21 protein-coding genes and 1 tRNA gene are annotated in these 24388 nt (G+C 63.0%); 9 read left to right on the top strand and 13 right to left on the bottom strand.

The features are described 5' to 3' along the window. The first annotated feature begins 355 nt into the window (after window positions 1–355). Window positions 356–634 (top strand): hypothetical protein, encoded by a 279-nt coding sequence (locus WDM24_RS30085; RefSeq protein ID WP_163151239.1) that lies wholly within the window; start codon window positions 356–358, stop codon window positions 632–634. Continuing rightward, on the top strand, window positions 585–1628 hold the full coding sequence (locus WDM24_RS30090) for a tyrosine-type recombinase/integrase (RefSeq protein WP_163151237.1): 1044 nt from the start codon (window positions 585–587) through the stop codon (window positions 1626–1628). Before WDM24_RS30085 ends, WDM24_RS30090 begins: the two co-directional genes overlap by 50 nt. A 249-nt stretch (window positions 1629–1877) precedes the next feature. Here WDM24_RS30090 and WDM24_RS30095 read toward each other — a convergent pair. The 6 genes from WDM24_RS30095 to WDM24_RS30120 all read right to left on the bottom strand — a co-directional run bounded on the left by WDM24_RS30095 (window position 1878) and on the right by WDM24_RS30120 (window position 6532). Next, window positions 1878–1953: transfer RNA gene (locus tag WDM24_RS30095), tRNA-Lys, on the bottom strand. A gap of 175 nt (window positions 1954–2128) precedes the next feature. Next, window positions 2129–2722, bottom strand: a complete 594-nt coding sequence (locus WDM24_RS30100; RefSeq protein ID WP_338828357.1) for a Spy/CpxP family protein refolding chaperone — start codon at window positions 2720–2722, stop codon at window positions 2129–2131. 159 nt (window positions 2723–2881) lie between these two features. Continuing rightward, entirely contained in the window at window positions 2882–4165 is a 1284-nt protein-coding gene (locus tag WDM24_RS30105; protein ID WP_166305192.1) for a TRAP transporter large permease, read from the bottom strand. Continuing rightward, window positions 4165–4737 (bottom strand): TRAP transporter small permease, encoded by a 573-nt coding sequence (locus WDM24_RS30110; protein WP_029082598.1) that lies wholly within the window; start codon window positions 4735–4737, stop codon window positions 4165–4167. Before WDM24_RS30110 ends, WDM24_RS30105 begins: the two co-directional genes overlap by 1 nt. A 263-nt stretch (window positions 4738–5000) precedes the next feature. After that, the gene (locus WDM24_RS30115; protein WP_029082599.1) at window positions 5001–6005 is read right to left on the bottom strand and encodes a TRAP transporter substrate-binding protein; all 1005 of its coding nucleotides are present in this window, start codon (window positions 6003–6005) and stop codon (window positions 5001–5003) included. 59 nt (window positions 6006–6064) lie between these two features. Continuing rightward, complete coding sequence (locus tag WDM24_RS30120; protein ID WP_338828358.1) at window positions 6065–6532, bottom strand: hypothetical protein; 468 nt, start codon at window positions 6530–6532, stop codon at window positions 6065–6067. 586 nt (window positions 6533–7118) lie between these two features. Between WDM24_RS30120 and WDM24_RS30125 the strand changes: the two genes are divergently transcribed. Continuing rightward, window positions 7119–8042: a catalase family peroxidase gene (locus tag WDM24_RS30125; RefSeq protein WP_338828359.1), complete on the top strand. Its 924-nt coding sequence runs from the start codon at window positions 7119–7121 to the stop codon at window positions 8040–8042. 29 nt (window positions 8043–8071) lie between these two features. Here the strand turns inward: WDM24_RS30125 and WDM24_RS30130 are convergent, their stop codons facing one another. Then, window positions 8072–9004: an AraC family transcriptional regulator gene (locus WDM24_RS30130; protein WP_338828360.1), complete on the bottom strand. Its 933-nt coding sequence runs from the start codon at window positions 9002–9004 to the stop codon at window positions 8072–8074. 114 nt (window positions 9005–9118) lie between these two features. Continuing rightward, complete coding sequence (locus WDM24_RS30135; RefSeq protein ID WP_166305178.1) at window positions 9119–10048, bottom strand: helix-turn-helix domain-containing protein; 930 nt, start codon at window positions 10046–10048, stop codon at window positions 9119–9121. 429 nt (window positions 10049–10477) lie between these two features. Between WDM24_RS30135 and WDM24_RS30140 the strand changes: the two genes are divergently transcribed. From WDM24_RS30140 to WDM24_RS30150, 3 genes are all read left to right on the top strand, one after another. Further along, window positions 10478–11428 (top strand): AraC family transcriptional regulator, encoded by a 951-nt coding sequence (locus WDM24_RS30140; RefSeq protein WP_338828361.1) that lies wholly within the window; start codon window positions 10478–10480, stop codon window positions 11426–11428. A gap of 565 nt (window positions 11429–11993) precedes the next feature. Continuing rightward, a complete protein-coding gene (locus tag WDM24_RS30145) occupies window positions 11994–13148 on the top strand; it encodes an HlyD family secretion protein (protein WP_338828362.1) in 1155 nt (384 codons plus the stop codon). A 31-nt stretch (window positions 13149–13179) separates the two neighbouring features. Beyond that, window positions 13180–14790 (top strand): MDR family MFS transporter, encoded by a 1611-nt coding sequence (locus WDM24_RS30150; protein ID WP_338691166.1) that lies wholly within the window; start codon window positions 13180–13182, stop codon window positions 14788–14790. Window positions 14791–14827: 37 nt separating this feature from the next. Here the strand turns inward: WDM24_RS30150 and WDM24_RS30155 are convergent, their stop codons facing one another. Beyond that, a complete protein-coding gene (locus WDM24_RS30155) occupies window positions 14828–15466 on the bottom strand; it encodes an HD domain-containing protein (protein WP_338691167.1) in 639 nt (212 codons plus the stop codon). A gap of 231 nt (window positions 15467–15697) precedes the next feature. After that, a complete protein-coding gene (locus tag WDM24_RS30160) occupies window positions 15698–16066 on the bottom strand; it encodes a hypothetical protein (protein WP_338691168.1) in 369 nt (122 codons plus the stop codon). Between the two features lie 29 nt (window positions 16067–16095). Here WDM24_RS30160 and WDM24_RS30165 point away from each other — a divergent pair, with 29 nt between their 5' ends. Further along, window positions 16096–16401: a hypothetical protein gene (locus tag WDM24_RS30165; RefSeq protein ID WP_338828363.1), complete on the top strand. Its 306-nt coding sequence runs from the start codon at window positions 16096–16098 to the stop codon at window positions 16399–16401. Window positions 16402–16481: 80 nt separating this feature from the next. After that, entirely contained in the window at window positions 16482–17462 is a 981-nt protein-coding gene (locus WDM24_RS30170; protein ID WP_338828364.1) for an alpha/beta hydrolase, read from the top strand. 43 nt (window positions 17463–17505) lie between these two features. Here the strand turns inward: WDM24_RS30170 and WDM24_RS30175 are convergent, their stop codons facing one another. The 3 genes from WDM24_RS30175 to WDM24_RS30185 all read right to left on the bottom strand — a co-directional run bounded on the left by WDM24_RS30175 (window position 17506) and on the right by WDM24_RS30185 (window position 21054). Then, window positions 17506–17931: a GFA family protein gene (locus WDM24_RS30175; protein ID WP_338832470.1), complete on the bottom strand. Its 426-nt coding sequence runs from the start codon at window positions 17929–17931 to the stop codon at window positions 17506–17508. 138 nt (window positions 17932–18069) lie between these two features. Continuing rightward, window positions 18070–19065 (bottom strand): LysR substrate-binding domain-containing protein, encoded by a 996-nt coding sequence (locus WDM24_RS30180; protein WP_338828365.1) that lies wholly within the window; start codon window positions 19063–19065, stop codon window positions 18070–18072. Window positions 19066–19491: 426 nt separating this feature from the next. Then, a complete protein-coding gene (locus WDM24_RS30185) occupies window positions 19492–21054 on the bottom strand; it encodes a 2-isopropylmalate synthase (protein ID WP_338828366.1) in 1563 nt (520 codons plus the stop codon). Between the two features lie 1027 nt (window positions 21055–22081). Here WDM24_RS30185 and WDM24_RS30190 point away from each other — a divergent pair. Continuing rightward, on the top strand, window positions 22082–24319 hold the full coding sequence (locus tag WDM24_RS30190; protein ID WP_338828367.1) for a hypothetical protein: 2238 nt from the start codon (window positions 22082–22084) through the stop codon (window positions 24317–24319). Window positions 24320–24388: the final 69 nt, after the last annotated feature.

The following is a 24388-nucleotide window of genomic DNA, read 5'->3' on the forward strand; positions in this document are numbered from 1 at the left end:
GAACGGTGACAAACGCGATCGAACCGAAGCGAAAACGCAGCGAGATTAACAAAGCTGCTCGATATCCCGTCGCTCATAACGGTCTGGTTGCAGGATCTATCTTGCTGGCACACAAGCGAAATCAGCTAGGTGTCGGATCCCGGCGAGGATCGCCGCTCCAGACGAAGCTCGATCCCATGAATCTCATCAGCCGTTCTGGCGTCGCTCTCGCTCACAGACTTGTCCGATTTCCACTCCACGGTAACCGAATTTGCGACGCTAAGCCCCCTACACTTTTTTCCGCAGCGGTCTCGGCCTTGATCAAAAGGGCTGCCGACACTCGGCACCATTCAAACTGTGGCATTGGGAGCACCGAATGATCGAGCCCCGTGGCATGTCGAAAGAACAAGCTGCGGCTTACGCAGGCTGTGACTCGCTTTCAGCATTCAACGAGTGGGTTCGACGAGGAATCATGCCAAGACCGATTCCCGGAACACGCAAATGGGATAGAAAAGCCATCGACGCCGCCCTTGACCGGATCTCGGGTCTGGATTCTAAAATTCGACCGCAGCTGTCACCCTACGACGAATGGAAGGCCTCGCAAAATGCGGATGCGGCTCAAAGGCATCAACAGCCTTACAAAAAAACTCGCTGATGGGACGGTCAAGACGTACTGGTACGCTTGGAAAGGAGGCCCGCGCATCGATGCAGAGCCGGGCACTCCAGATTTCGTTCGGCTCTTCAGTGAGGCAGTCGCGGCGAAGCCCAAGAAAAGCACCGAAACGTTTAGCTCGCTCATCGACTACTTCAAGGACCAGAGCGAGTACACAGGCCTTGGCTACAAAAGCAAGCGCGCCTACGATCAATACCTCGCGTTGGTAGAAGCCAAGTTCGGTGCGATGCCGATCGGTGCGGTGGAGGACCGACGTGCGCGAGGAGACTTCAAGGCCTTCCGCAACTCGTTTTCCTCCACACCGCGCAAAGCAGACTACGTCTGGACGACGATCGCGCGCGTGCTCTCGGTCGCCAAGGACCACGGCAAGATTGCCGTGAATGTCTGCGAACGCGGCGGCCGGCTTTATGAATCTGACCGGTCGGAAATCGTGTGGACCGCCGAGGACATTCGCGCCTTTTGCGGTGTAGCGTCCATCGAATTACAGGCCGCTCTCCTGCTCGCGCTCTGGACAGGCCAGCGTCAGGGAGATCTGCTCCGGCTGACCTGGAAGGACTATGATGGCACGTATATCCGGATGCGACAGTCGAAGGGACGCGGCAGCAAGGGCCGCCGGCGCGTAACCATACCAGTAGGACCACCGCTGAAAGCCGCCCTTGATGCTGCGCTTAAGGAAAAGCGCTCAGCCGTCACCATTTTGGTCAACTCGTTCGGCCGCCCCTGGACGGAGGACGGCTTCAGGACAAGCTGGGACAAGGCATTCAAGAAGACGTCGCTCAAAGACCTTCATTTCCATGACCTACGCGGAACCGCCGTCACCCGGCTCGCGCTGTCGAATTGTTCAGTGCCTGAGATCGCCGCGATTACCGGACACTCGATGGCCACCGTGCAGCAGATACTCGATGCGCACTACCTTGGCGGGCGTGTCGAGCTTGCGGAGTCAGCAATCAAGAAGCTGAGCGTGGTCTACGGCTAGGAGCAGAATAAGATTTGGGGATGTGGATGGATTCCAGGTGAAGGCGTTCACCGGTCGCCAAGGCTACTGCGTGAGAGAGCGCTCCACGCCGCGGGAAACGAGATAGCCGCTGCGGTAACGGGCAGCCATCCCGCCAATCGTCGAGGAGATCGGCAGTCGACGAGCACGGAAACCGAACAAAAACTCCCAACTGACCTCCCAACTGAAAGGTCCGTTCTGCGCGAGGTCTGGCCAAGTCTTTGAAAAGCTTGGTGGGCGCACCAGGGCTCGAACCTGGGACCCGCTGATTAAGAGTCAGCTGCTCTACCAACTGAGCTATGCGCCCGGAACTTGTCCGGAAATGACCCTCGCAAGAGAGCGGTCGTTTAGCAAAGCGATTCCCCGATGTCCAGCAAATGGGCGCAACTTTTCCCGACTTTTACCGGCCCTCCTCACAGCCGAAAGGCCGCCGGATTCCGGCGGCCTTTCAGTAGCTTGGTGAAGGGCCCGGTGAACGGCTCTCAGAGCCGGCCGGAGCGCTCCTGATCCGGACCGTCGTTACGGTCGAAATGGTGGTCGCGGCCGCCGCGTTCCCAGCGGTCCATGCCGCGCTCGAGGCGGTGGCGGCGCCAGCCCTCGGCGCCGAAGCCGCGCCCTTCCATGTGGGTGAGCATCGTCAGCCGCCGCTTCTGGTTGTCGTCGAGCGTTTTGTAGAGCGGGTCGGCGGCGTCGGCGATCTTCTTCAGCGACGTCGCGGTCGCCGCCATGTTGTCGGCGCGCTCGCGCAGACGGGCGACCGGATCGTCTCGCTTCTCGGCCTTGTTCCCGGCCTTGTCCGCGTCGGCCTTCTCCGCGGCCATCCGCGCATTGGCGCGATCGAGCCGCGCCTTGGCGAAGTCGCGCACCGCGGCTTCGACCGGCGGCCACAGCTTCTCCTGATCCGCCGTCAGCTTCAGCCCGGCGTGGACGGCGGCGATCCGCGCGTCGAGGAAGGCGGCCCGATCCTCGGGGCTCATCCGCATATGGCCGTGGAACCAGGGACGATGCTGGGCATAGACCACGGTCGAACCGGCAATCGTGAGCGCCGCGACGCCGGCGAGCAGAACTTTCTTCATACGAACCTCCTTTGAAGGTTGCTCGAAGATGATGCGCCCTGCCCACGCCTTCAACTTACGGATTGGACAGAGAGACCTCTCTTACCAAGATGTAATCCCCTTCTTTGCCCGCCAGAAACATCCAGAGCGCGAGGTCGCGCTTTGGATTTCTTGTTGTCGCTAGATCATTCCCAACAGCCGCGGCAGCCACAGCGAGATCTCCGGCACGTAGGTGATCAGGCCGAGGAATACCAGCATCGCGCACAGCCACGGCAGCACCGAGATCGTGATCTCGCTGATGCCCATCTTGGCGATACTGCTCGCGATGTAGAGGTTGAGCCCGACCGGCGGATGGCACAGCCCGACCTCGGTGTTGACGATCATCAGGATGCCCAGGTGCACCGGATGCACGCCGAGCTTGGTCGCCAGCGGAAACAGGATCGGCGCCATGATCAGGAGGATCGACGACGGATCCATCACATTGCCGGCGAGCAGCAGGATGACGTTGACGACCAGCAGGAACATCCAGACCGAGAAGTTCTTGTCGATGATCCAGGCCGCCATCTCCTGCGGGATCTGCTCATGCGTCATCAGGAACGAGAACAGCACCGCGTTGGTGATGATGTAGAGCAGCATCGAGCTCATGCTCGCCGCCTGCAGCAGCACCTTCGGCACCTCGGAGAGCTTCAGCTCCTTGTAGACGAACACGGTGATGAAGAAGGCATAGGTCGCGGCGACAGCAGCCGCCTCGGTCGGCGTGAAGACGCCGCCATAGATGCCGCCGAGCACGATCGCGATCAGCGAGAGGCCCCAGATGCTCTCACGGAACGCCGTGAACTGCTGGCCGATCGTCGCCTTCGGCATCTTCGGATAGCCGTTGCGCTGCGCGACGAAGAACGTCACCGCGGCCAGCATCAATGCGAGCACCACGCCCGGCACGATGCCGGCCATGAACAGCGCACCGATCGAGGTGTTGGTCGACACGCCGTACAGCACCAGGATGATCGAGGGCGGCACCAGGATGCCGAGCGCTCCCGAGGTCGAGATCACGCCGACGCCGAACCGCTTCGGATAGCCGTGATCGACCATCGCCGGCATCATGATCGAGCCGATCGCGACCACGGTGGCGACGCTCGAGCCCGAGATCGCCGCGAACATCGCGCATGCCGCGACGCCGGCAAGCCCGAGGCCTCCCGGCAGATGGCCGACCAGCGAGGTCGTGAACGCGATCATGCGCCGCGCGACGCCGCCGCGGGTCAGGAAGGTGCCGGCCAGGATGAAGAACGGGATCGCCATGATGCCGAAATTGTCGAGGCCAGAAAACAGCTTCAGGCCGACGCTCTCGATCGGCACCTCGGTCATCGTGAACAGGAAGGTCAGCACGGTCAGGCCGAGCGAAATCGAGATCGGCATGCCCGTCAGCATCAGGGCAAACAACAGTCCGAAAATAAGGGCGGCGCTCATCACGCTTCTCCAAGCGCGATCGGCGCATTCTTGCTGGTCTCGACGCCGTCGACATGGGAGGCGTCATGGTGCGGCAGCTCGTTGGTCCACCAATAGTTCCAGCACACCTGCAGGAAGCGGAAGCACATCAGATAGGAGCCGAGCGGGATGCAGGCGTAGACGATCCAGCTCGGGATCTCGAGATCGGGCGAGACCTGGTCGGTATGCATCAGTTCGAACACGAACTTGGCGCCCATGGTGCCGACGATCCCGGTGAACAGCGCGCCGCCGAGCAGGCCGAACATGATGGTGCGCTTGCGCCAGAAATCATTGAGGCGGTTGATCAGCACGTCGACGCCGACATGGACGCCGGCGCGCACGCCATAGGCGGCGCCGAACTTCGCCATCCAGATGAACATGTAGATGCAGAGTTCCTGCGACCAGGCGAGGTTGATGCCGAACAGATACGGATAGAGCACCGGAACGTCGACCAGAAAGCGGTGCACGACCGTGATGAAGGTCAAGAGCGTCGCGGCGCCCATCAGGCTCGCGATGATGATTTCCTCGAGCCGGTCCAGAATTTTCAGCAGCATTGATCTCCCCTGTCATGGCCTGATGCGGCGACCGGCCACGGCATTCGTTGTGTTTTTTGCGCGACGGCTCTCAATCGAGAGGCCCATCCGCGCACTCGTTACACCTCTCCCGCTTGCGGGGGAGGTCGCATTGCATCGAAGATGCAATGCGGGTGGGGGCTCTCTCCACCAGAATGACTCGCGGTGATACCCCCACCCCAGCCCTTCCCCGCAAGCGGGAGAGGGAGCGCACCGCCTTCTTGGCGACTAATAGGCGATCCGCCTCAGTTCATTGGGCCGCGGCCCGTTTCCTTGAGGAATTCGTCGATCAGCGGCTGGCCGACGCGCGACGCCACGTCCTTGTAGACCGGCATCATGGCCTTGCGCATCGCCTCATCCTGCTCCGGCGTCAGCGCGATGATCTCGGTCTTGCCGGCCTTCTTGATCTCGGCGAGCGCGTCCTCGTTCTCCTTGGCCGACTGGCTGTTGCCGAACTCGGTCGCTTCCTTCATCGCCTTGGAGAGCTGGTCGCGGACATCGGCCGGCAGGCCGTCCCAGAACTTCTTGTTCACGACGACGATGTAGCCGATATAGCCGTGATTGGTGACGGTCGCGTACTTCTGCACCTCATGCATTTTCTGGGTGTAGATGTTCGACCAGGTGTTCTCCTGGCCGTCGACCACGCCGGTCTGCAGCGCCTGGTAGACGTCGGAGAACGCCATCACCTGCGGGATCGCGCCGAGCGAGCGGAACTGGGCCTCCAGCACCTTCGACGACTGGATGCGGAACTTGAGCCCCTTGTAGTCGGCGGGCGCGACCAGCTTCTTGTTCGCGCTCATCTGCTTGAAGCCGTTGTCCCAATAGGCGAGACCGGTCATGCCCTTGGAATCCAGCTTCTTCAACAGCTGGGCGCCGAGCGGACCGTCGGTCACCTTGCGCAGCGATTTCAGGTCGGGGAGGATGTAGGGCAGATCGAAGACTTCGAATTCCTTGATGCCGATCGGGCCGAACTTGGAGTTCGACGGCGCCAGCATCTGCACGGCGCCGAGCTGCAGCGCCTCGAGCTCTTCCTTGTCCTTGTAAAGCGTCGAGTTCGGATAGACCTCGACCTTCACCTTGCCGCCGGTGTACTTCTCGGCGAGTTCCTTGAACTTGTCGGCCGCCTTGCCCTTCGGCGTATCCGAGGCCACCACGTGGCTGAACTTGATGACAACAGGCGACTGCGCCGACGCCGGCCCGACAAAGGTCAAGGCCGCGATCGAAGCCGCAGCCAATATGAGTTTACGCATGTTTCCTCCCGCGTAATTGCGGAGCACGTATACCGGCCCCGAGACATCCGGTCGCACCATTACAGAGAAGCCGCGGCGATTGCCATTGCCCCTTTAGCAGGGGCTAAATGCGCCGTTGCTGCACTGCAAAATCCGATGCGGCGGTATCCCCTTCGGCTCTTGCGACCGTTCAATGACACCGCCCGCACGCTGTGCCCGGCGATCGCGATACGGTCAATGCGAGGTTTGGCAATGGCGAGTTCGCCGGGCGCGAATGCTGCGCTGTCGTCCCTGCGAAAGCAGGTAGCAAGAAAGGCCGTTGCGCGACCCAGAATTCCACCACCGTCGTTGCGAGGAGCGGCAGCAACGAAGACCATGTATTCGGTGTCATCACCCGCGCATGCGGGTGATCCAGTATTCCAGAGGCGTCCGTGCTTGAGCTGAGGGGCCGCGGCGTACTGGATCGCCCGGTCGAGCCGGGCGATGACAAATGTGAGTGCGAGCATAGCTTCGCACTCTCGCGACATGAAGCGCCCGAGATTTGCCATTCGTTCCGCCCTCTCCTCAAGCAGAGGGCGCAGGGAAAGCCGGGTGCCGATTGCACCCATGGGTCCGGTGCAACAAAAAGCACCGGAGGTAGGACCACAGGTGTAACCGGAGCAATCCGGCTTTCCCTGCGCGATGGGTTACGGCTTATTTCGTGCTCTCCCCGGCGAGACTTGGCTTTTTTGTCACCGCCTTCGCAAGACGCAATTGCGTCTCACAAGGGGACACCGGCCACTAGGGCGTCAGGACCACACGACTTCACCGTCCGCCTCATGCACACTCGTCAGTCGCGCAATCGGCGTCCACCGCATCTCACCGCAACACCCGTGACGATGCGCAGCGCCCCTCGATCGGGTGAGACGGGCATATTGAACATCTGAGTTGGGTGAAACGCCAAGCGGAATATTTTCTTATGCCGATATTGACAGGTTTTGCTGAGTTGCCCGTCGTGTCGAACCGGCAACACACCTCCCAGCAAGATTGATGTGTTCGCAGCAATCGCTCTGCAATCAGGTCAATTGCTCGGGGGCAGCGGCACGCATGGCACGGTAGATATTCACGATTACCGAGCTTCGAACAAAGGTCGCTATGTCCGAATCCCCGAGGGGCGCTGTTACGCCCGCCTCGATTGTTGACGCACTGAAAGCTGTGGCCGGCGATCCGCCAAAGGCACGCGCGAGCTTTGCCAAAGGCCAATGCGTCCACGGCACCTACATACCGTCCCATCAGGCGGAGGAAATCACGAAATCGCTGAGCTTCACGAGACCATCCCGCGTGCTGGCGCGCTTCTCCGTGGGCGGCGGCAATCCCGATGTGGCGGATACCGAAAGTCTCGTTCCGCGCGGCTTCAGCTTCAGGCTCGGCGACATCGGCCATCGCACGGATATCGTCGCGCAAAACTCTCCCGTTCATTATGCACGGACGCTCGCGCAGATGCTGGCGTTCCTGGAGGCGCGCATCCCGGGCCCCGATGGAAAGCCGGATATGGAGAAGGTCAGAGCATTCTCTGCCGCCAATCCGGAAACGCTGCATCAAGTGAACTACATCGCCACGCGGCCGCCTTGGAGTTTTGCCGGCACGACCTATTGGGGTGTGCACGCCTTCCCCGCCACCAATGCGATGGGCGAGATACGGTTCATCAAATTCAAGATCGCGCCGATCGGCGGGGACGTGACGCTGGCGGGACCGGAAGCCAAGGCGAGGTCTGCCGACTTCCTGCACGACGAGCTCGAACAGCGGGTTGCTACGGGCAACATTCGCTTCAGCGTGCTCGCGTTGCTCGACCGCCCCGGCGACCCCACCATGGACCTGACTGTCCGATGGCCCGATGAGGATCATCGCGAAGCCGTGCGACTGGGGACGATCGTGATCACCGGCATCGAGCCAAACGAAACCTGCGATGGCTCCATCTTCGATCCGGCAAATCTCGCCGAAGGTATCGGTCACCCGCATGACGAGATCTTTGCGGCGCGCGCCACAGCCTACGCCATCTCACTGAAGATGCGTCGCTGATCAGACACACCGCCGCGCATCGCCCGGAATTACGCATCCCCTCCGGACACGCCGAGCTTTTCGCGACGCCACACGCCCGGGCTGATCCCGACCACGGCCGTAAACACCCGCGTAAAGTGGCTTTGGTTGGCAAAGCCGGCCGATATCGCAATCTCGGCCAGGGGCAGCTCGCGCACCGTCATCAGTTGTTGGGCCACCTCGACACGCTGGCGGAGCAGCCACCGGTGCGGCGGCAGGCCGGTGGAGATTCGAAATGCGCGCGAAAAATGGCTGACCGAGAGGTCAAACTCGGCCGCGATTCGTTGCAATGGAAGCTTTCCACCGAGGTCGGAATCCAGTCTTTCGCAGGCGCGTTTCGTCTGCCACGGCGCGAGGCCACCGCGAGCCGGCTCGGCTCTGCGCTGCATTCCGCCATAGGTCTGCGCGACATGAACTGTAAATGCGAACAGCGAGTAGTCGATGAAGAGCCGATTGGTCTCAGTCGGCCGACGCAGCGCTGGCAGGAGCGCCCCACCGATATGACGGATGATCGGGTCGTCATGGCCGACGCCGAACTGACAGGGAAGATCGCCAACGCGCGGTGCGCGGGACTGCTCCGTGATGCCGTCGAGCGCCGAGCGCGGAAGATAGAAATGGAGGGAATGGAACGGCTTGTCGATGACGAATCGCGGATCGATCTTCATGTCGTACAAATATGTTGCGCCCGCTCGGATATCGGCCTTGGTGACGCACTTGCTGCGTGCCCAGAGCTCGCAGCTCGGGTAATCGTTAAGCTTCAGGCTGACAACATAGGAATCCTCAAGGACCATCCCGCCGGAAAGGCTCCGCACCGGGGCATCATCCCGGGTTTCAGTGACGGCGATCTCGGTATTGCGCAGTGAACGCGTGATCAACGAGGGTGGTTCATGCTCGAGATGCAAGAACCGCCTGACGTTCTGACCGTAGAAACCCCTCTGCGTCATGTGGGCCGTCCCATCGTCAGGAGTTGGGCCAGGCTGCTCTCACTCGCATTGTCGCCTGCGCCATCTCATTGAAGACTCGCCGCTGATCGGACGAGCCGCCGCGCTGCCCGGAAATCACGCATCCCCTCCGGACACGCCGAGCTTTTCGCGGCGCCACACGCCCGGGCTGATCCCGACCGCGGCCGTAAACACCCGCGTAAAGTGGCTTTGGTTGGCAAAGCCGGCCGATATCGCGATCTCGGCCAGCGGCAACTCGCGCACCGTCATCAGCTGCTTTGCGGCCTTCACCCGCTGACGAAGCAGCCACTGATGCGGCGGCAGGCCGGTGGAGCTGCGAAAGGCCCGTGAAAAATGCCCGACCGAGAGGCCGAATTCAGCCGCGATTTGTTGCAGCGAAAGCTCTCCGCCCAGATCGGAGTCGAGCCTTTCACAGGCGCGTTTCAGCTGCCAGGGCGCGAGACCGCCGCGGACCGAATTGGTGACGCGCTGCAGTCCGCCATAGGCCTGTGCGATGTGCGCGCCGAACGCAAGCATCATGTGATCGATGAAAAGCTGGTTCGCCTCGTCCGGCCGGCGCAGCCCCTGCAGCAGCGCAGCGCCGATATGACGCATCACCTGGTCGTCATGGCCGGTGCCGAATTGACAGGCGAGGTCCTCGACGCGCGGCGCGCCGGCCTCTTCAGCGATACGATCGAGCGCCGAACGCGGCAGATAAAACTGGATGGAACGGAACGGCTTGTCGATGACATAGCGCGGATCCTGCCTGAGATCGTACAGCCACGTCGTGCCCGCCCTGACATCCGCCTTGGTGACACACTTGCCGTGCTTCCAGAGTTCGCAGTCCGGATAGTCATGGAGTTTCAAGCTGACGATATAGGCCTCGTCTGCCATCGACCCGGACAGACCCGGCACGGGATTATCATTCTGCGTTTCGGCGGCAGCGAGATCGATGCCGCGCATTGAGCGCGTGATCACCGCGCTCGGCGCATCCTTCAAATGCAGGTAACGCCCTACCCTCTGCCCGAAGGTGCCTGCCTGGGTCATGTGGGTCGATCTCATCGTGAGGAGCTGGGCCAGGCGGGTCTGGTTCGCCTGCGCGGTCGCCTGCATTATCCGGGATCGACGCGCTGTGGTCTAGGTCTGTGGCGTATCGCGCGGCCATTGTGACCGTCTCGTGACAGGGACGATTTCCGTAGTGATTTCAACGCACGGCACGCAATCGCGCTGATGACATCGATCAACGATGCTGACCTAACGCCCGCGGGCCCACCCGTCACACGACGCTTGCAGCAGGATCAGGCAAGGCGCGGCCGTTTTGGGAAAGAACCCGTAGTTCTCCGGGCCTAAAACGCGCAGCCAAAGCTCGCAGCATTGACCGGCAACAATACCGAACACCCGAAGCAACGACGTCACGCCAGCCCGGGACGTCGGGCCGGCGGCGCGCGCATGGCCTCGCAATACGAGTACAAGCCGATGAGCAAACCGATCCAGCACGATGCGCCAGAGCATTCGCAGGCAGCACCCGAGGCGCGTCAAACCGACGTGCCGAGCAACGAGCACCGTACCGCGGATGCCGAGATGGCGCGCGTGCTCGGGACCACGCCGTTTCACATGGCTCTGGACTCCTCGGGTGCCGGGATCGCGCACTGGAAACATGATCCATTGCACGACGTCGTCGAGCCGATGACCCATCACGTCATCATGGCCTACAACGGCACGGTACAGCACGTGGAGCGGCGGTCGGGACAATCGGTTGCGACAGGAACGTTCCGGCCCGGCGTCGTGATCATCATTCCGGAAGGATCGAGCTCGCGATGGGATATTCCAAAACCTGTTGACGTGGTTCAGCTCTATCTTCCGCACGCCATGCTCACACGCGTTGCGGACGAAGCCGACGCGGCCGCGCCGAAGGACATCCTGGAGCGCACGGGGCATCCCGATGCCATCACGTCTCGATTGCTACTCAGCGCATCGGAGATCGTGGAGAGCAACGACGCGCTGGATACGTTGTTCAGGCAGCAACTGACCGAACTGCTGGCCACGCGTCTCCTGCTAGCGCACGCCAGTTCGCCGACCACGATCCAGCCAATCAGGGGAGGACTGGCGCCGAAGGCGCTGCTTCGCGCGATCGAGCGCCTGCGTTCGGACAGCGACGCTGACGTGTCCCTGGCCGCGCTCGCTTCGGAGGCCGGCCTGTCGCGCTTCCACTTCTGTCGCGCCTTCAGGGAGAGCACCGGGCTGTCACCCCATGCCTGGCTGCGCCAGCACCGGCTCGAGCAAGCGATGAACATGTTGCAAAACACCGATGAGCCAATCGTCTCGGTGGCGGCGGAGCTCGGCTATGCCTCGCAGACCGCCTTTGCCGCCGCGTTCAAGAAACTGACCGGCGAAGCGCCGCGCGATTGGCGGCGACGCGCGCGTTAGCCGCAATTGATCTGCAAGTACGGCAATCGCTCTGGAGCAGCCGCAATGTCGATCCGATAGATCATCACGGTACCCAAGACCCGCAACGGATGGAGACTAGCGATGAACTGGAAGACATGCGTCGCCGCCCTTCCTGCAATCGTTCCGCCACGGCGAGCCCTTGCGACCGCCCTCGTCTACGGTCTCTCACTGGGCGTCCGTTTCACCTCAGCCGCGGGCGAACAGGTGGAAGTTCACTCGCTGGCCACGGCGTCCATCATGACAACAGACGATACGCCATCATCCGACAATGGCTGGCCGCTGAGACTGGCGCAGCCGATCGCTCTGCGGCTCACCCAGCCACCGGCTGCCGGGCGCTGTCACGCGGGGTGTGGACGCGCCATGCCCATGGCATTGGCGCCGACATGCGGCGCGCCGTAAGCGCCGGATAGATTCCTCTCACAGCTTCGCACCGTTGGCGATCGCGCGGGTCTCTCCGAGACGCGACGATGACGCGTGCATCCGGCCGCACGGCCTGCGCCACTCACCCGTTTGAACTCTTGCGCCACAACTTTCGGAGGACAGCATGTCGACCCTTCCCTACGCCGCCGAGCAGAAAGCCGGCATCCACCCGTCTCCGTCGCGCCATGCCATCCGGCGCGCAGCATTCGCACTCGCCGCAGCGCTCGGCGTCGCCGGCACTGCCGATTTCGGCTACTACTACATCACCACCGGCCGCTACCTGGAAACGACCGACGATGCCTATGTCAAGGCCGACTCCACGATCATCGCACCCAAGGTTTCGGGCTACATCGCCGAGGTGCTCGTATCCGACAACGAGCCGGTCAAGGCCGGCCAAACGCTGGCGCGGATCGACGATCGCGACTTCAGGGCCGCGCTGCAACAGGCCCAGGCGGATGTCGCCGCCTCCGACGCCGTCGTCAAGAACCTCAACGTGCAGATCGAATTGCAGGAGCCGCTGATTCAGCAACAGGCGGCCGAAGTCGATGCGATCGATGCCAGCCTGAAATTCGCGCAGCAGGAACGCGCCCGCTACGACGAGCTGATGAAGACCGGTGCCGGCACGATCCAGCGCGCCCAGCAGACCGACGCGGCGTTGCGCGCACAGACTGCGCAGCTGCAGCAAGGCAAGGCCGGATTGATCGCGGCCAACAAGAAGATCGAGGTCCTCGCGACCCAGCGCGCGCAAGCCGTCGCGCAACTCGGCCACGCCCGGGCCGTCGAACAGCGGGCTGCCCTGAACCTCTCCTATACCGAGATCACGGCACCGGTCGGCGGTACGGTGGGCGCACGAACGCTCCGCGTCGGCCAGTATGTGCAGGCCGGAACCCAGCTGATGGCGGTCGTGCCGCTCGACGCGGTCTATGTGGTCGCGAATTTCAAGGAGACCCAGCTCACCCATGTGCGCAATGGCCAGCCGGTCGAGCTGCGGGTCGACAGCTTCCATTCGACCAGGCTGAAAGGTCATGTCGACAGCCTGTCGCCGGCGAGCGGCCTGGAATTCGCGCTGCTGCCGCCCGACAATGCCACCGGCAACTTCACCAAGATCGTGCAGCGCGTGCCGGTCAAGATCGTCCTCGACGATGCGAGTCTGAACGGCCGCCTGCGGCCGGGCATGTCGGCTGAGCCGACCGTCGATACGAAATCGGCTGCTGTCGCCGAGCGTCTCTCCGACAAGAAACGGCTCGCAACGCGCGACGCCGGCTCGACAGCCGACTGACGCATCATCCCTCGCACGCGGTGAGACCACCATGACCACACTGCAAGCCACCAGCGATGCCGTTCCCGCCAGCGCGAGTCCGTTGCCGGCCGCACCTCCCGCTATCTCCGCAAAGACCTGGCTCGCGGTGACGGGCGCGACGCTGGGCGCCTTCATGGCGGTGCTCAATATCCAGATCGTCAATGCCTCGCTTGCCGACATTCAGGGCGGAATCGGTGCAGGCATCGACGACGGCGGCTGGATCTCGACGTCCTATCTGATCGCCGAGATTGTCGTGATTCCACTCTCCGGCTGGCTCGCCCAGGTGTTCTCGGTCCGCATCTATCTGCTGACCAATGCATTCCTGTTCCTGGTGTTCTCCGCGGCGTGCGCGCTGGCACATGACCTGCCGCAGATGATCGTGCTGCGCGCCGTGCAGGGCTTCACCGGCGGCGTGCTGATCCCGATGGCGTTCACGCTCATCATCACGCTGTTGCCGAAGGCGAAGCAGCCGATCGGGCTCGCGATGTTTGCGATCTCGGCAACCTTCGCGCCTGCGATCGGTCCGACCATCGGGGGTTATCTCACCGAGAATTTCGGCTGGCAGTACATCTTCTACGTCAACGTCGTCCCCGGCGCGGTCATGATCGCCATGCTGTACGTCTCGCTGGAGGCTGCGCCGATGAAGCTGTCGCTGCTGCGCGAGGGCGACTGGGCCGGCATCATCACCATGGCGATCGGGCTCGCCGCGCTGCAGACCGTGCTGGAAGAGGGAAACAAGGACGACTGGTTCGGTTCGCCCTTCATCGTACGGCTGGCCGTCATTGCTGCGGTCGCGCTGGCGCTGTTCCTCGCGATCGAGCTGACTGCGAAGCGGCCGTTGCTCAACCTGCGCATTCTGCTCCGCCGCAATTTCGGGTTCGGCGTTCTCGCGAACTTCCTGCTTGGCGTCTCACTGTATGGCTCGGTCTATGTCCTGCCGGTCTACCTGTCCCGTATCCAGGGTTACAATTCGGAGCAGATCGGCATGGTGCTGGCCTGGACCGGCCTGCCGCAGCTCCTGCTGATCCCGCTGGTGCCTCGCTTGATGAAGCGCTTCGACCCGCGTCTGGTGATCGGCATCGGCTTCGTGTTGTTCGGGGGTTCGAACTTCATGAACATCCATATCACGAACGACTATGCGGCGGACCAGCTGCTTTGGCCGAATGTCATCCGCGCCTTTGGTCAGGCACTGGTGTTCGCGCCGCTTTCCGCGGTTGCGACCGCGGGCATCGAGCAGGAGAACGCCGGCTCGGCCTCCGCCCTGTTCAACATGATGCGAAACCTCGGCGGCGCAATCGGTATCGCGGCGCTGCAAACGTTGCTGACGAAGCGCGAGCAATACCACTCCAACGTGCTTTCGCAGCACGTCACCATGCTCGAGCAGGCGACCCGCACCCGGCTCGATCAGCTGACGCAGTATTTCATCAGCCATGGTGTGGTCGACCGGGTGGACGCCGTCCACCACGCCTATGTCGCGATCGGCAAGGTGATCCAGAAGCAAGCCTTTATTCTCGGCTTCAGCGATACTTTCTATCTGCTTGGCGTCTCGCAGATCGTCGCGCTGATCGCGGCGCTCATGCTCACGAAGCCCGATCGTCTCGACGCCAGCGGCGCCCACTGATCGTCATCCGCAACGCCTCACCGGACTGAATGACGACCTAGCTCGGCCACGGCGTATTGCGAATCCGCGTGCAGGCGTTCGGCCTGTGGATCGTCGGATCGTGCTCGCAGACAAAATCGAAGTTAACCGTGCCGAACGTAGTATGCGGCTTCTTCAACGCCGAGCAGGTCTGGACCGCGATGAACTCGTTCTTGAAATCACCGCGGGGAAACGCCGCGATGACGCCGTCGCGCTGCTCTGCCGTGTAGTCGTCGTATCCGACGCCGACGGCGTCGACCAGAACGCCGGCATTGGTGAGCGCGATTTCCGGCCGCATGTATTGCGGGATGCCGGGCGTGGTGTGCAAGGCAATCGCCTCCCACACCAGATCCGCCTTCGGTTCGGGAATGCCATGGCTTCGGAGAAATTCGCGCGCCGCATCGGCGCCGTCGACCTCGAACCGCTTGGTCTCGGTATGGAAAGCGTCGGCAAGACCCAAATCATGGAACAGCGCCGCGACATAGAGCAGCTCGGGATCGAACTTCAGGTTCTGCCTGATGCCCTTGAGCGCGCCGAACATGAACACGCGGACCGAGTGATTGAACAACATCTCGGTCTCGTGCTGCCGCACCAGCTCGGCGGCTTCGCGTGCGATCCTGCTATCCGGGATTCGAACGCCGGAAATGATCTCGGCCATCGTTGCGCTCCTGTCTGCTGCGATGAATCGTCGATCACTACCTAGCGCGCAAATGGTGGACCGGAAGCCCCGTGCCGCATGAAGATTCGACACTGGGATATTGAGCCGGATGCAGCATCCCGGGCAGGCCGCGAGCCCCGTGGCGCGACCACTTGTCTCCGCGCGTCCACCGCGATGGCCAGCAAGAGACCGCCCGAAGGCGGTCTCGCACTCAAGGAAGAAGGCGCTCCGTCAAATATCGACCTGGATGGAAAGGCTGGAGCGTACCCAATCCGATTGTCCGGCCTTCAGCCGCTTGGCTTGAAATTCTGCGAAAGCTGGATCGGCACCAAGTGAGGCCAAGGTGCGCCCATAAGCCTCTATACTGTCGAAGCGAGCGACAAAGGCGTAGTTCCCGACCTCGCCACCGATCACCGACCAATAGCTCACGTCGGCCCCGTGTTTCCTCCAGAGTACGGCCCCGTCCTTTGCAAGCTGCAAGACCGTCGCAAGATCGCCACCGGGTTTTGGATGTGAAACGAACTGCATAACAACTGCAGGCATTTTCCCCTCCATTGATAAATTATTGCGCCAAATAACTAGGTGGTCATTCAACGCCATGGAGAATTCCAAACAGGGCCGTCTCAGGCTTGATCTGGATCAATCCTTTTCCAGCAAACAGCCAACGGGCGATGAATGAAGCGGCCGTCATCACCGTCAACGCGCAGACCATCAATTTGGCGGCTCGCGCTGGATGCGATCTGGAGCACACCCGCGAAACCGGACGGAAATCGCCTGATAGCCCGGAGGTCGATCTGCCGCCCGGCAAGGTCAAGGTCACGCTCAAGGTCGCGAGCGGCGTGGCCGAGAGCCGCGAGTTCGAGGTCGCGGCCGACGAGACCTGGGGCCTGCTGGCCGGTCCGGCCGGCGTCCCCCTCCCCATGCGGCTTTACTGACACGAAATTGCGCTAAGCTGTCGGCACGCGTTGTCCTTGGTGGACCGAAAATGGTCCTCGCCCTTGATCAGGAACAGCCCATGCCGCCTGCCGTCACACCGGACTTGCAGACCATCGAGACCAACGGCATCCGCCTTCGCGTGGCGTTGGCCGGCGCGGGCCCGCTTGTGGTCCTGATCCATGGCTTTCCGGAGAGCTGGTATTCGTGGCGGCACCAGATCCCGGCGCTCGCAGCCGCCGGCTATCGCGTTGCCGCGCCTGATGTCCGCGGCTATGGCGGCAGCGACAAGCCTCATCCGATCGAGGCCTACGCGCTCAAGACAATCGCAGCCGACATCGACGGCCTGATCGCGGCACTCGGCGCGGAACGCGCCGTCGTGGTCGGCCACGACTGGGGCGCGCCGATTGCCTACGGCACGGCCTCGTTTCATCCCGAGCGCGTGCGCGCCGTGGCAGGACTGAGCGCACCGGCGCTCGGCCGGGGACCGATGCCGAGCGTCCAGCTGTTTCGCAACATCTACAAGGACCGCTTCTTCTATCAGCTCTATTTTCAGGAGCCCGGCGTGGCCGAGGCCGAACTGGAGGCCGACGTCCCGACCAGCCTGCGCAAGCTCTATTATTGGAGCTCGGGCGAAGGGCAAAGAGCCGGCGCGAAGATCGACAATCCGGCAGCGCGCGGCCTGCTCGATCGCCTGGTCGATCCCGATCCGCTTCCGGCCTGGCTGAGCGCGGCCGATCTCGACTATTTCGCCAGCCAGTTTCAGAGCAGCGGCTTCCGCGGCCCGCTCAATCGCTACCGCAACTCCGAGCGCGACTTCGAGGACATGGCCGTTTTCGACGGCAAGCAGATCACGCAGCCGACCGCCTTCTTGGCCGGCAGCCTCGAGCCGATCCTGCGCATGGTCCCCGGCGTCGACATGGTCGACCTGATGCGACAGCGCTGCGCCGACCTTCGCCTGGTCCGAATCATGGAGGACGCCGGCCATTGGCTGCAACAGGAGCGGCCGGCCGAGGTCAACGCAGCGCTGCTCGAGTTTCTGCGCGGCCTTCCGGCGGAGTGACGGGTGGCGGCATTGCCGCGCGGTCGTCGGCCGACGGCGACGGTCAGTCAGCCGGGATGAAGCGCAGCGTGCCGGCCCGACGCGTCGGCCTGCCGGTGTCGTTGGTATGATTGACGCCGTCCATGACGGGCACTTCAGGGAAATCGAACGGGCTGACCCCGTCCAGGCAAGCCACGTTCACGGCATACAGGCTCTGGTCAGATCGTCGCCGATGATGGGTGTAGATTCCACAGCGAGAACAGAAGAAGTGCTGCGCCGATCCGGTATGGAAGCGGTAGCTTGTCAGCGCGTCTTCACCCTGCAGGAGCTTGATCCCGCCCATCTCCGCCATGACAACGACGGCGCCTCGCATCCGGCAGTAGGAGCAAGTGCAGCGGCGGATCGAATTGAAGCCGTCGCTGAGCGTTGCCTCGAAACGCACCGCGCCGCAATGGCACCGGCCAGCCCGAATGTTCGTGTCGCTCACCATGTTGCCTGTGCTGATTGAGATTGACTTCAACGCAAAGCGTATCCCTGGAATGTGAGCCGGACAATTCAGAAATATTCGCGCAACACGCGAGAAAAACTTGCGCGAAGGCAGGCAGGCTTCAACGGTGTTGGGCGTGAACTACGCGTTTAATGCCAGCCCGCCAACCCGCCGGCTCTGGTCTGTCTCGACGGCGCGCAGATGATCCAGCATCAGGCGGCTGGTGGCCGACAGATGCGCTGAGTCGCGGATCACGATCTTCAATTCGCGGCGGCCCCAGGCGTCACGCAGCGGAATCGCGCGAAGCCCCATACCGGCGCCGACCACCTCGAAGGCGCGATCGGGGATCAGGCCAAGCCCCATATTGGCCTGCACCATGCGGCAGACCGCATCGAAGCCGGGCACGTTGATCCGCAGCCGCATCGTCTTGCCCGCCTGCGTCGCCGCATATTGCGAGCGCAGATAGATCGAGCTCGCGGTGTGCAGGCCGATATGGTCGAAATCGAGCGTCTCGGTAAACAGCAGACTCTGACGGCCGGCCAGCGGATGGTCCGGCCGCATCACGACCACCAGATTGTCGTAGCGGTAGTGGAAGGCTTCGAGCGCGCGGCTGTCGGCCTCGGCCGAGCAGATGCCGAGCTCGGCCGCGCCCTCCTCGATGCCGCGCACCACCTGCCCGCTCGGCCGCTCCTGCAGGTCGACGCGGAGCAATTCATGCGCTCCGAAGAAGGCCGAGAGATCCTCGGGCAGATACTGCACGATCGCCGAAAGGTTGGCGAGCATGCGGACATGGCCGCGCACGCCGTGCGAATATTCCGACAGCTCGACCGCGATCTTCTCGACATTGAGCAGCGTGACCCGGGCGTGATGCAGCAGCGCCTCGCCGGCGGGCGTCAGCGCCATGCCCTTGGCGAGCCGCTTGAACAGCGTGACGCCGAACGCCAGCTCGAAATCGTTCATCCGCTTCGACACCGCCGACGCCGCGATCCCCTCGCGCTGCGCGGCGCGGGTGAGATTCTGCTCGTCGCAGACCGCGACGAACAGGCGAAGCGTGGTGAGATCGACGCGGCGGGTGAGCGCGGTCTCTGCGGGCGTGGGGCTGCGTTGCGTGTCTGATACGAGCGAGGCGAGCGGCATGGGCGGCGTCCTGGCGGGAGAGGTAGCAAGGTTAGCCCCGGGGGTGGCGCGGAAGATTCCAAAGCGGCGCGGGATGGCGCGAATTGTTGGTAAATAATTCCAAGAAAGTGCATAGAAACCAGATTTCATCCCAAGCCGTCCGTGGAACCGCCCTTGCGAAGGTGAACAGCTCGCAAGCAAACCTCTCACCGTCACCCCCGCGCAACGGCTTAGCCGTCGCTGGAGGAGCGCGCACTTGCGCGCGTCTCGAAGGGCGACGGCCCGGCTCTCTCCACAAGGCGATCGTCAACGCGCCGAAGCAGCGGGGCCGTACATCCTTCGAGACGCGCGTTCCGCGCTCCTTGGGATGACGGGTTGAATGTGTGCTCGAACGAAAAACGCGGCGCCGGGGCGCCGCGTTTCCGGATGCGTTGATTGGGCGAACCGTCAGCCCGCGACCTTGGACGCCGGCACGTCGCGCTGGCGCTTCATCACGATCTTGTTCAGCGCGCCGAGATAGGCCTTTGCCGAGGCGACCAGCGTGTCCGGGTCAGCGGCGCGCGCGGTCATCGAGCGGCCCTCATGGGCGAGGCGCACCGAGACCTCGGCCTGCGCGTCGGTGCCTTCGGTCACCGCGTGCACCTGGTACAGTTCGAGCTTGGCCTCGTGCGGCACCAGGCGCTTGATGCAGTTGAAGACGGCGTCGACCGGGCCGTTGCCCTCGGCCTCCTCGATCTTGATCTGGCCGTCGACGTCGAGCTTCATGGTCGCGCGCTGCGGGCCATGGGTGCCGGCGATCACGGTCAGCGAGGCCAGCTTGATGCGGTCGTGGGCGGCCGCCATCTCCTGGTCGACCAGCGCCTCGATGTCCTCGTCGTAGATGTCCTTCTTGCGGTCGGCGAGCGCCTTCATCCGCGTAAAGGCATCCTCCAGCTGGTTGGCGCCGAGCTTGTAGCCCATCTCCTCCAGCTTGTGGATGAAGGCGTGGCGGCCGGAATGCTTGCCGAGCACCAGCGAGGACTGCTTCAGGCCGACCATCTCGGGCCGCATGATCTCGTAAGTCGAGGCGTCCTTCAGCACGCCGTCCTGATGGATGCCGCTCTCATGGGCGAACGCGTTGCGGCCGACGATCGCCTTGTTGTACTGCACCGGGAACGAGGTGGCGGCCGACACCACCTTCGAGGCGCGGGTCAGCTGCGTGGTGTCGATCTTGTTCCAGTACGGAAACTTGTCGTTCCGCACATTGATCGCCATCACGATCTCTTCCAGCGCGGCGTTGCCGGCGCGCTCGCCGATGCCGTTGACGGTGCACTCGACCTGCCGGGCGCCGCCGACGATGCCGGCCAGCGAGTTGGCGACCGCCATGCCGAGGTCGTTGTGGCAATGGACCGAGAAGATCGCCTTGTCGGAGTTCGGCACGCGCTCGATCAGCGTCCGCATGAAGTGGGTGTATTCCTCCGGCACCGTGTAGCCGACGGTGTCGGGGATGTTCACCGTGGTGGCACCCGCCTTGATCACGGCTTCGACGATCCGGCACAGATAGTCCATCTCGCTGCGGGTGCCGTCCTCGGCCGACCATTCGACGTCGTCGATCTGGTTGCGGGCGCGGGCGACCATCGCGACCGAGGTCTCGATGACCTCCTCGGGGGTCTTGTTCAACTTGACCCGCATGTGCAGCGGCGAGGTCGCGATCACGGTATGGACGCGGCCGCGGCGGGCGAATTTTACCGCTTCGGCGCAGCGGTCGATGTCGGCCGGATGGGCGCGGGACAGGCCGGCGATGACCGCGTTCTTGGAGCGGCGGGCGATCTCGCTGACCGCCTGGAAGTCGCCTTCCGAGGTGATCGGGAAGCCGGCCTCGATGACGTCGACGCCCATGTCGTCCAGCAACTCGGCGACCTCGAGCTTCTCCTCGAAGGTCATGGTGGCGCCGGGGCACTGCTCGCCGTCGCGCAGGGTGGTGTCGAAAATGATGACGCGGTCCTTGTCGGACTTGTTCGCGGTGGTCATGTCAGAAATTCCTTTGAGCTTTTGCGCCCGTCATGTTGCTGCTTGAGCGATTGCCTGGGCGAATATCAGGGTCCGGTGATCTCGTACAAACCCCTGAGTGCCCAGGCGCAAACGCCCAGCCGGCCCTCAGGGGCAGGTAAGAAGCAGGCCGCCAATAAGCAGGGTGGGCCGCGCGGCCGGGATCGTGGCGGTAGCCTGGGCCACCTCCCCCGAAATCCCATCGATTTGGCCGCGAATCAGCATTGCCAGACCCTGTTGAGCGCCAAAATCCTCGGGCAAAACCGTTGACGGTTGGTTGCCGGGAGCGCTTACGCGCCGTCGTTCTAGACGATTATGGCAAGCCGCCGCAATGGGTAAAGATGGTCAGTGGGATTGACCTAAAGGCGGGCGGCGGGTTGGCCAGACGCCGAGGCACATGAGGGACGCACCGGCGGGAGGGTTCCCTCCCCCTTGCGGGGGAGGGTCAGGGAGAGGGGTGGCCACACGACGTGCTCTCTCCATCTTCTGCCTGGATCATCACGATGCGATCGAGATTGTGAGAACGGGTTCGTTACTGGATCGTCTCGCCCGGGGCGCACCCCTCTCCCCACCCTCCCCCGCAAGGGGGGAGGGAGCCTGAGAGATGTGCTCACCTCACGAGATCGACGCCCTGAATCGTAGGATGGGTAGAGCGCAGCGAAACCCATCGCCTTCCGACGTTGTCACGCGATCAGCGCATCGTCGGCGCTATTAGGCGCTGAGCGCGCTGCACGTATGAAGCCGGACATCCCGCGCAGCGCGCGCTCACATCCGTGCCGGGACAAGTGCGACGAAACCTGACGTACACCATGACACCATAAGCGACATCATCAGGCGCCACCCACGGCACATCCGCCTCCCGATCAATCAATCTTTGTTCAACTGGTTGCACCTAGTCTGCGGGCGGCGACCCGAGCGGACTCATTTCATGGCCGACGAGACGACCACCTGGTAGCCGCGGCGCTTTTGCCGACGATCCAGGCGAACTCTTTTTGGTTAAGGAGATATGATGCCCGCGACGAAATTGGCCGAAGGGCTCAACCAGCGAGAAGGGCTCAACCAGCGACAGGTCGGCTTCAATCTCTTCCTCGTCGGATTCCTGATCCTGTTCCTCGAGCTGGCCTGCATCCGCTGGTTCTCGGCCAAGGTCGTCTTCCTGCAGTTCTTCACCAACATCGTGCTGCTCGCGGCGTTCCTCGGCATGTCCTGCGGCTGCCTCGCCGCGCGGCGCAGCACCAACTGGCTTGCGCTGTTTCCCGGACTCGCCTTCGTCACCTTCGCCGCCGTGGTCGCGATCATGCTGCTGTATTCCTACTGGGGCGGGCTCGCGGTCGACGTCGGCAATCAGGCCTCACCCCAGGAGGTGTTTTTCGGCACCGAGTATCGCAACCCCGATCTCGCCCAATTCGTCGTACCGATCGAGGCGATCGCCGGGCTGTTCTTCGTGCTGATCGCGCTGATGTTCGTCGGCCCCGGCCAGACGCTCGGCCGCGCCTTCGACGCCTATCCCAACCGGGTCGCCGGTTATTCGCTGAACATCGGCGGCAGCCTCGCGGGCATCGTCGGGTTCTCGCTGCTGTCGTTCGCGCAGGCGCCGCCGGTGGTCTGGTTCGGCATCAGCTGCGCCGGCATCGTCTATCTGCTCTACCAGGACAAGGCGCTGTCGATCCTGCGTCTGGTGACGCTGATCGTGGTGGTGGGTTTCATCGGGTTCTACACCGATCGCTCCGAGACCCATGAAAACCGCTGGTCGCCCTACTACGCCGTCGACCTCAACAAATCGAGCGGCGAGATCACCGTCAACAATATCGGCCATCAGGAAATGATGCCGTTCAGCGATCGTGGCTCGTCCTATTCGCTGATCCATCTGCTGCAGAAGCACAGCGGCGGCGCGCCGTTCAAGGACGTCATGATCATCGGCGCTGGCTCCGGCAACGATCTGGCGCACGCCTTGCGCTTCGGCGTCGACCGCATCGATGCGGTCGAGATCGATCCGGTGATCCAGAACATCGGCATCAACAACCACCCCGACAAGCCCTATCAGGATCCGCGGGTGGTGCCGCATCTCGATGACGGCCGGCATTTCCTGCGCACCACCGAACGCAAATACGATCTGGTGGTCTACGCGCTGGTCGACTCGCTGATCCTGCACAGCGGCTACGCCAACATCCGCCTCGAAAGCTATCTGTTCACCGAACAGGCGTTCCAGGACGTCCGCCGCGTGCTGAAGCCGGACGGCATCTTCGTGATGTACAATTACTACCGCCAGGGCTGGATCGTGCAACGCGTCGCAGCGATGGCGAAACAGGTGTTCGGTTGCGATCCGCTGGTGCTGCCCCTGCCCTACAAGGAAACGCTGACATCGTCGGAGGCGGTCGGCTTCACCACCATCATCGCGGGCTGCAATCCGCGCATCTCCACCGCGTTCCGCGACCGTGGCCAGTTCTGGCTGAACAGCCTGCCGCCGGAGAACCTGTCGGTCGACGGCTTCGACAAGCCGCAGGACAAGGTACAGGTCAAGGCGCAAGACAAGACAGCCGCCAAGCACGGCGACTGGGTGCCGCTGGCGCCGGCGAAACTGGTGGTCGACAATGCAGGCGCCGCGCAACCGACCAGCGACGACTGGCCGTTCCTGTATGTCAGCGGCAGGCTGATCCCCGACCTGACCGTTCGCTCGATGATCCTGCTCGGCGTGCTCGGGCTTGGCCTCGTCTATCTGTTCAAGCCGAAGGGCGTATGGCGGCCCAACAACCGGATGTTCTTCCTCGGCGCAGCCTTCATGCTGCTGGAAACCAAGGCCGTGGTGCAGATGGCGCTGCTGTTCGGCAGCACCTGGCTGGTCAACTCCGCGGTGTTCTTCACCGCGCTCGTGCTGATCCTCGCCGCCAATCTCTATGTGATCAAGGTGCCGTCGACCCGGCTGGTGCTGCATTATGCCGGACTGCTGGTGCTGCTGGCGGTCGCGGTGCTGGTGCCGCTCGACACCTTCCTGAGCGGCGGCCTCGTCTGGCGCTACGTGATCCCCTGCACGCTGGCGCTCGGCCCGATGTTCTTCGCCGGCGTGATCTTCGCCCGTACCTTCCGCGACGAGGCCAATCCCGACCAGGCGTTCGGGTCCAACATCGCGGGATCAGTGATCGGCGGCCTCGCCGAGTCCTGCTCGACGCTACTCGGCTTCCGCTATCTCCTCATCGTGGCGATCGGGTTCTATCTCTTGTCCGCGTGGATGCCGTCGCGCAAGGGGTAGTGACGGCTGTTGTGCTCTGTTGACGCGACAAGCGAGTAAGAGAGCCACCGGCGGTAGGGTTCCCTCCCC

Origin of the sequence: Bradyrhizobium sp. 27S5 (assembly GCF_037217225.1) — a bacterium.
Lineage (GTDB): Bacteria > Pseudomonadota > Alphaproteobacteria > Rhizobiales > Xanthobacteraceae > Bradyrhizobium > Bradyrhizobium septentrionale.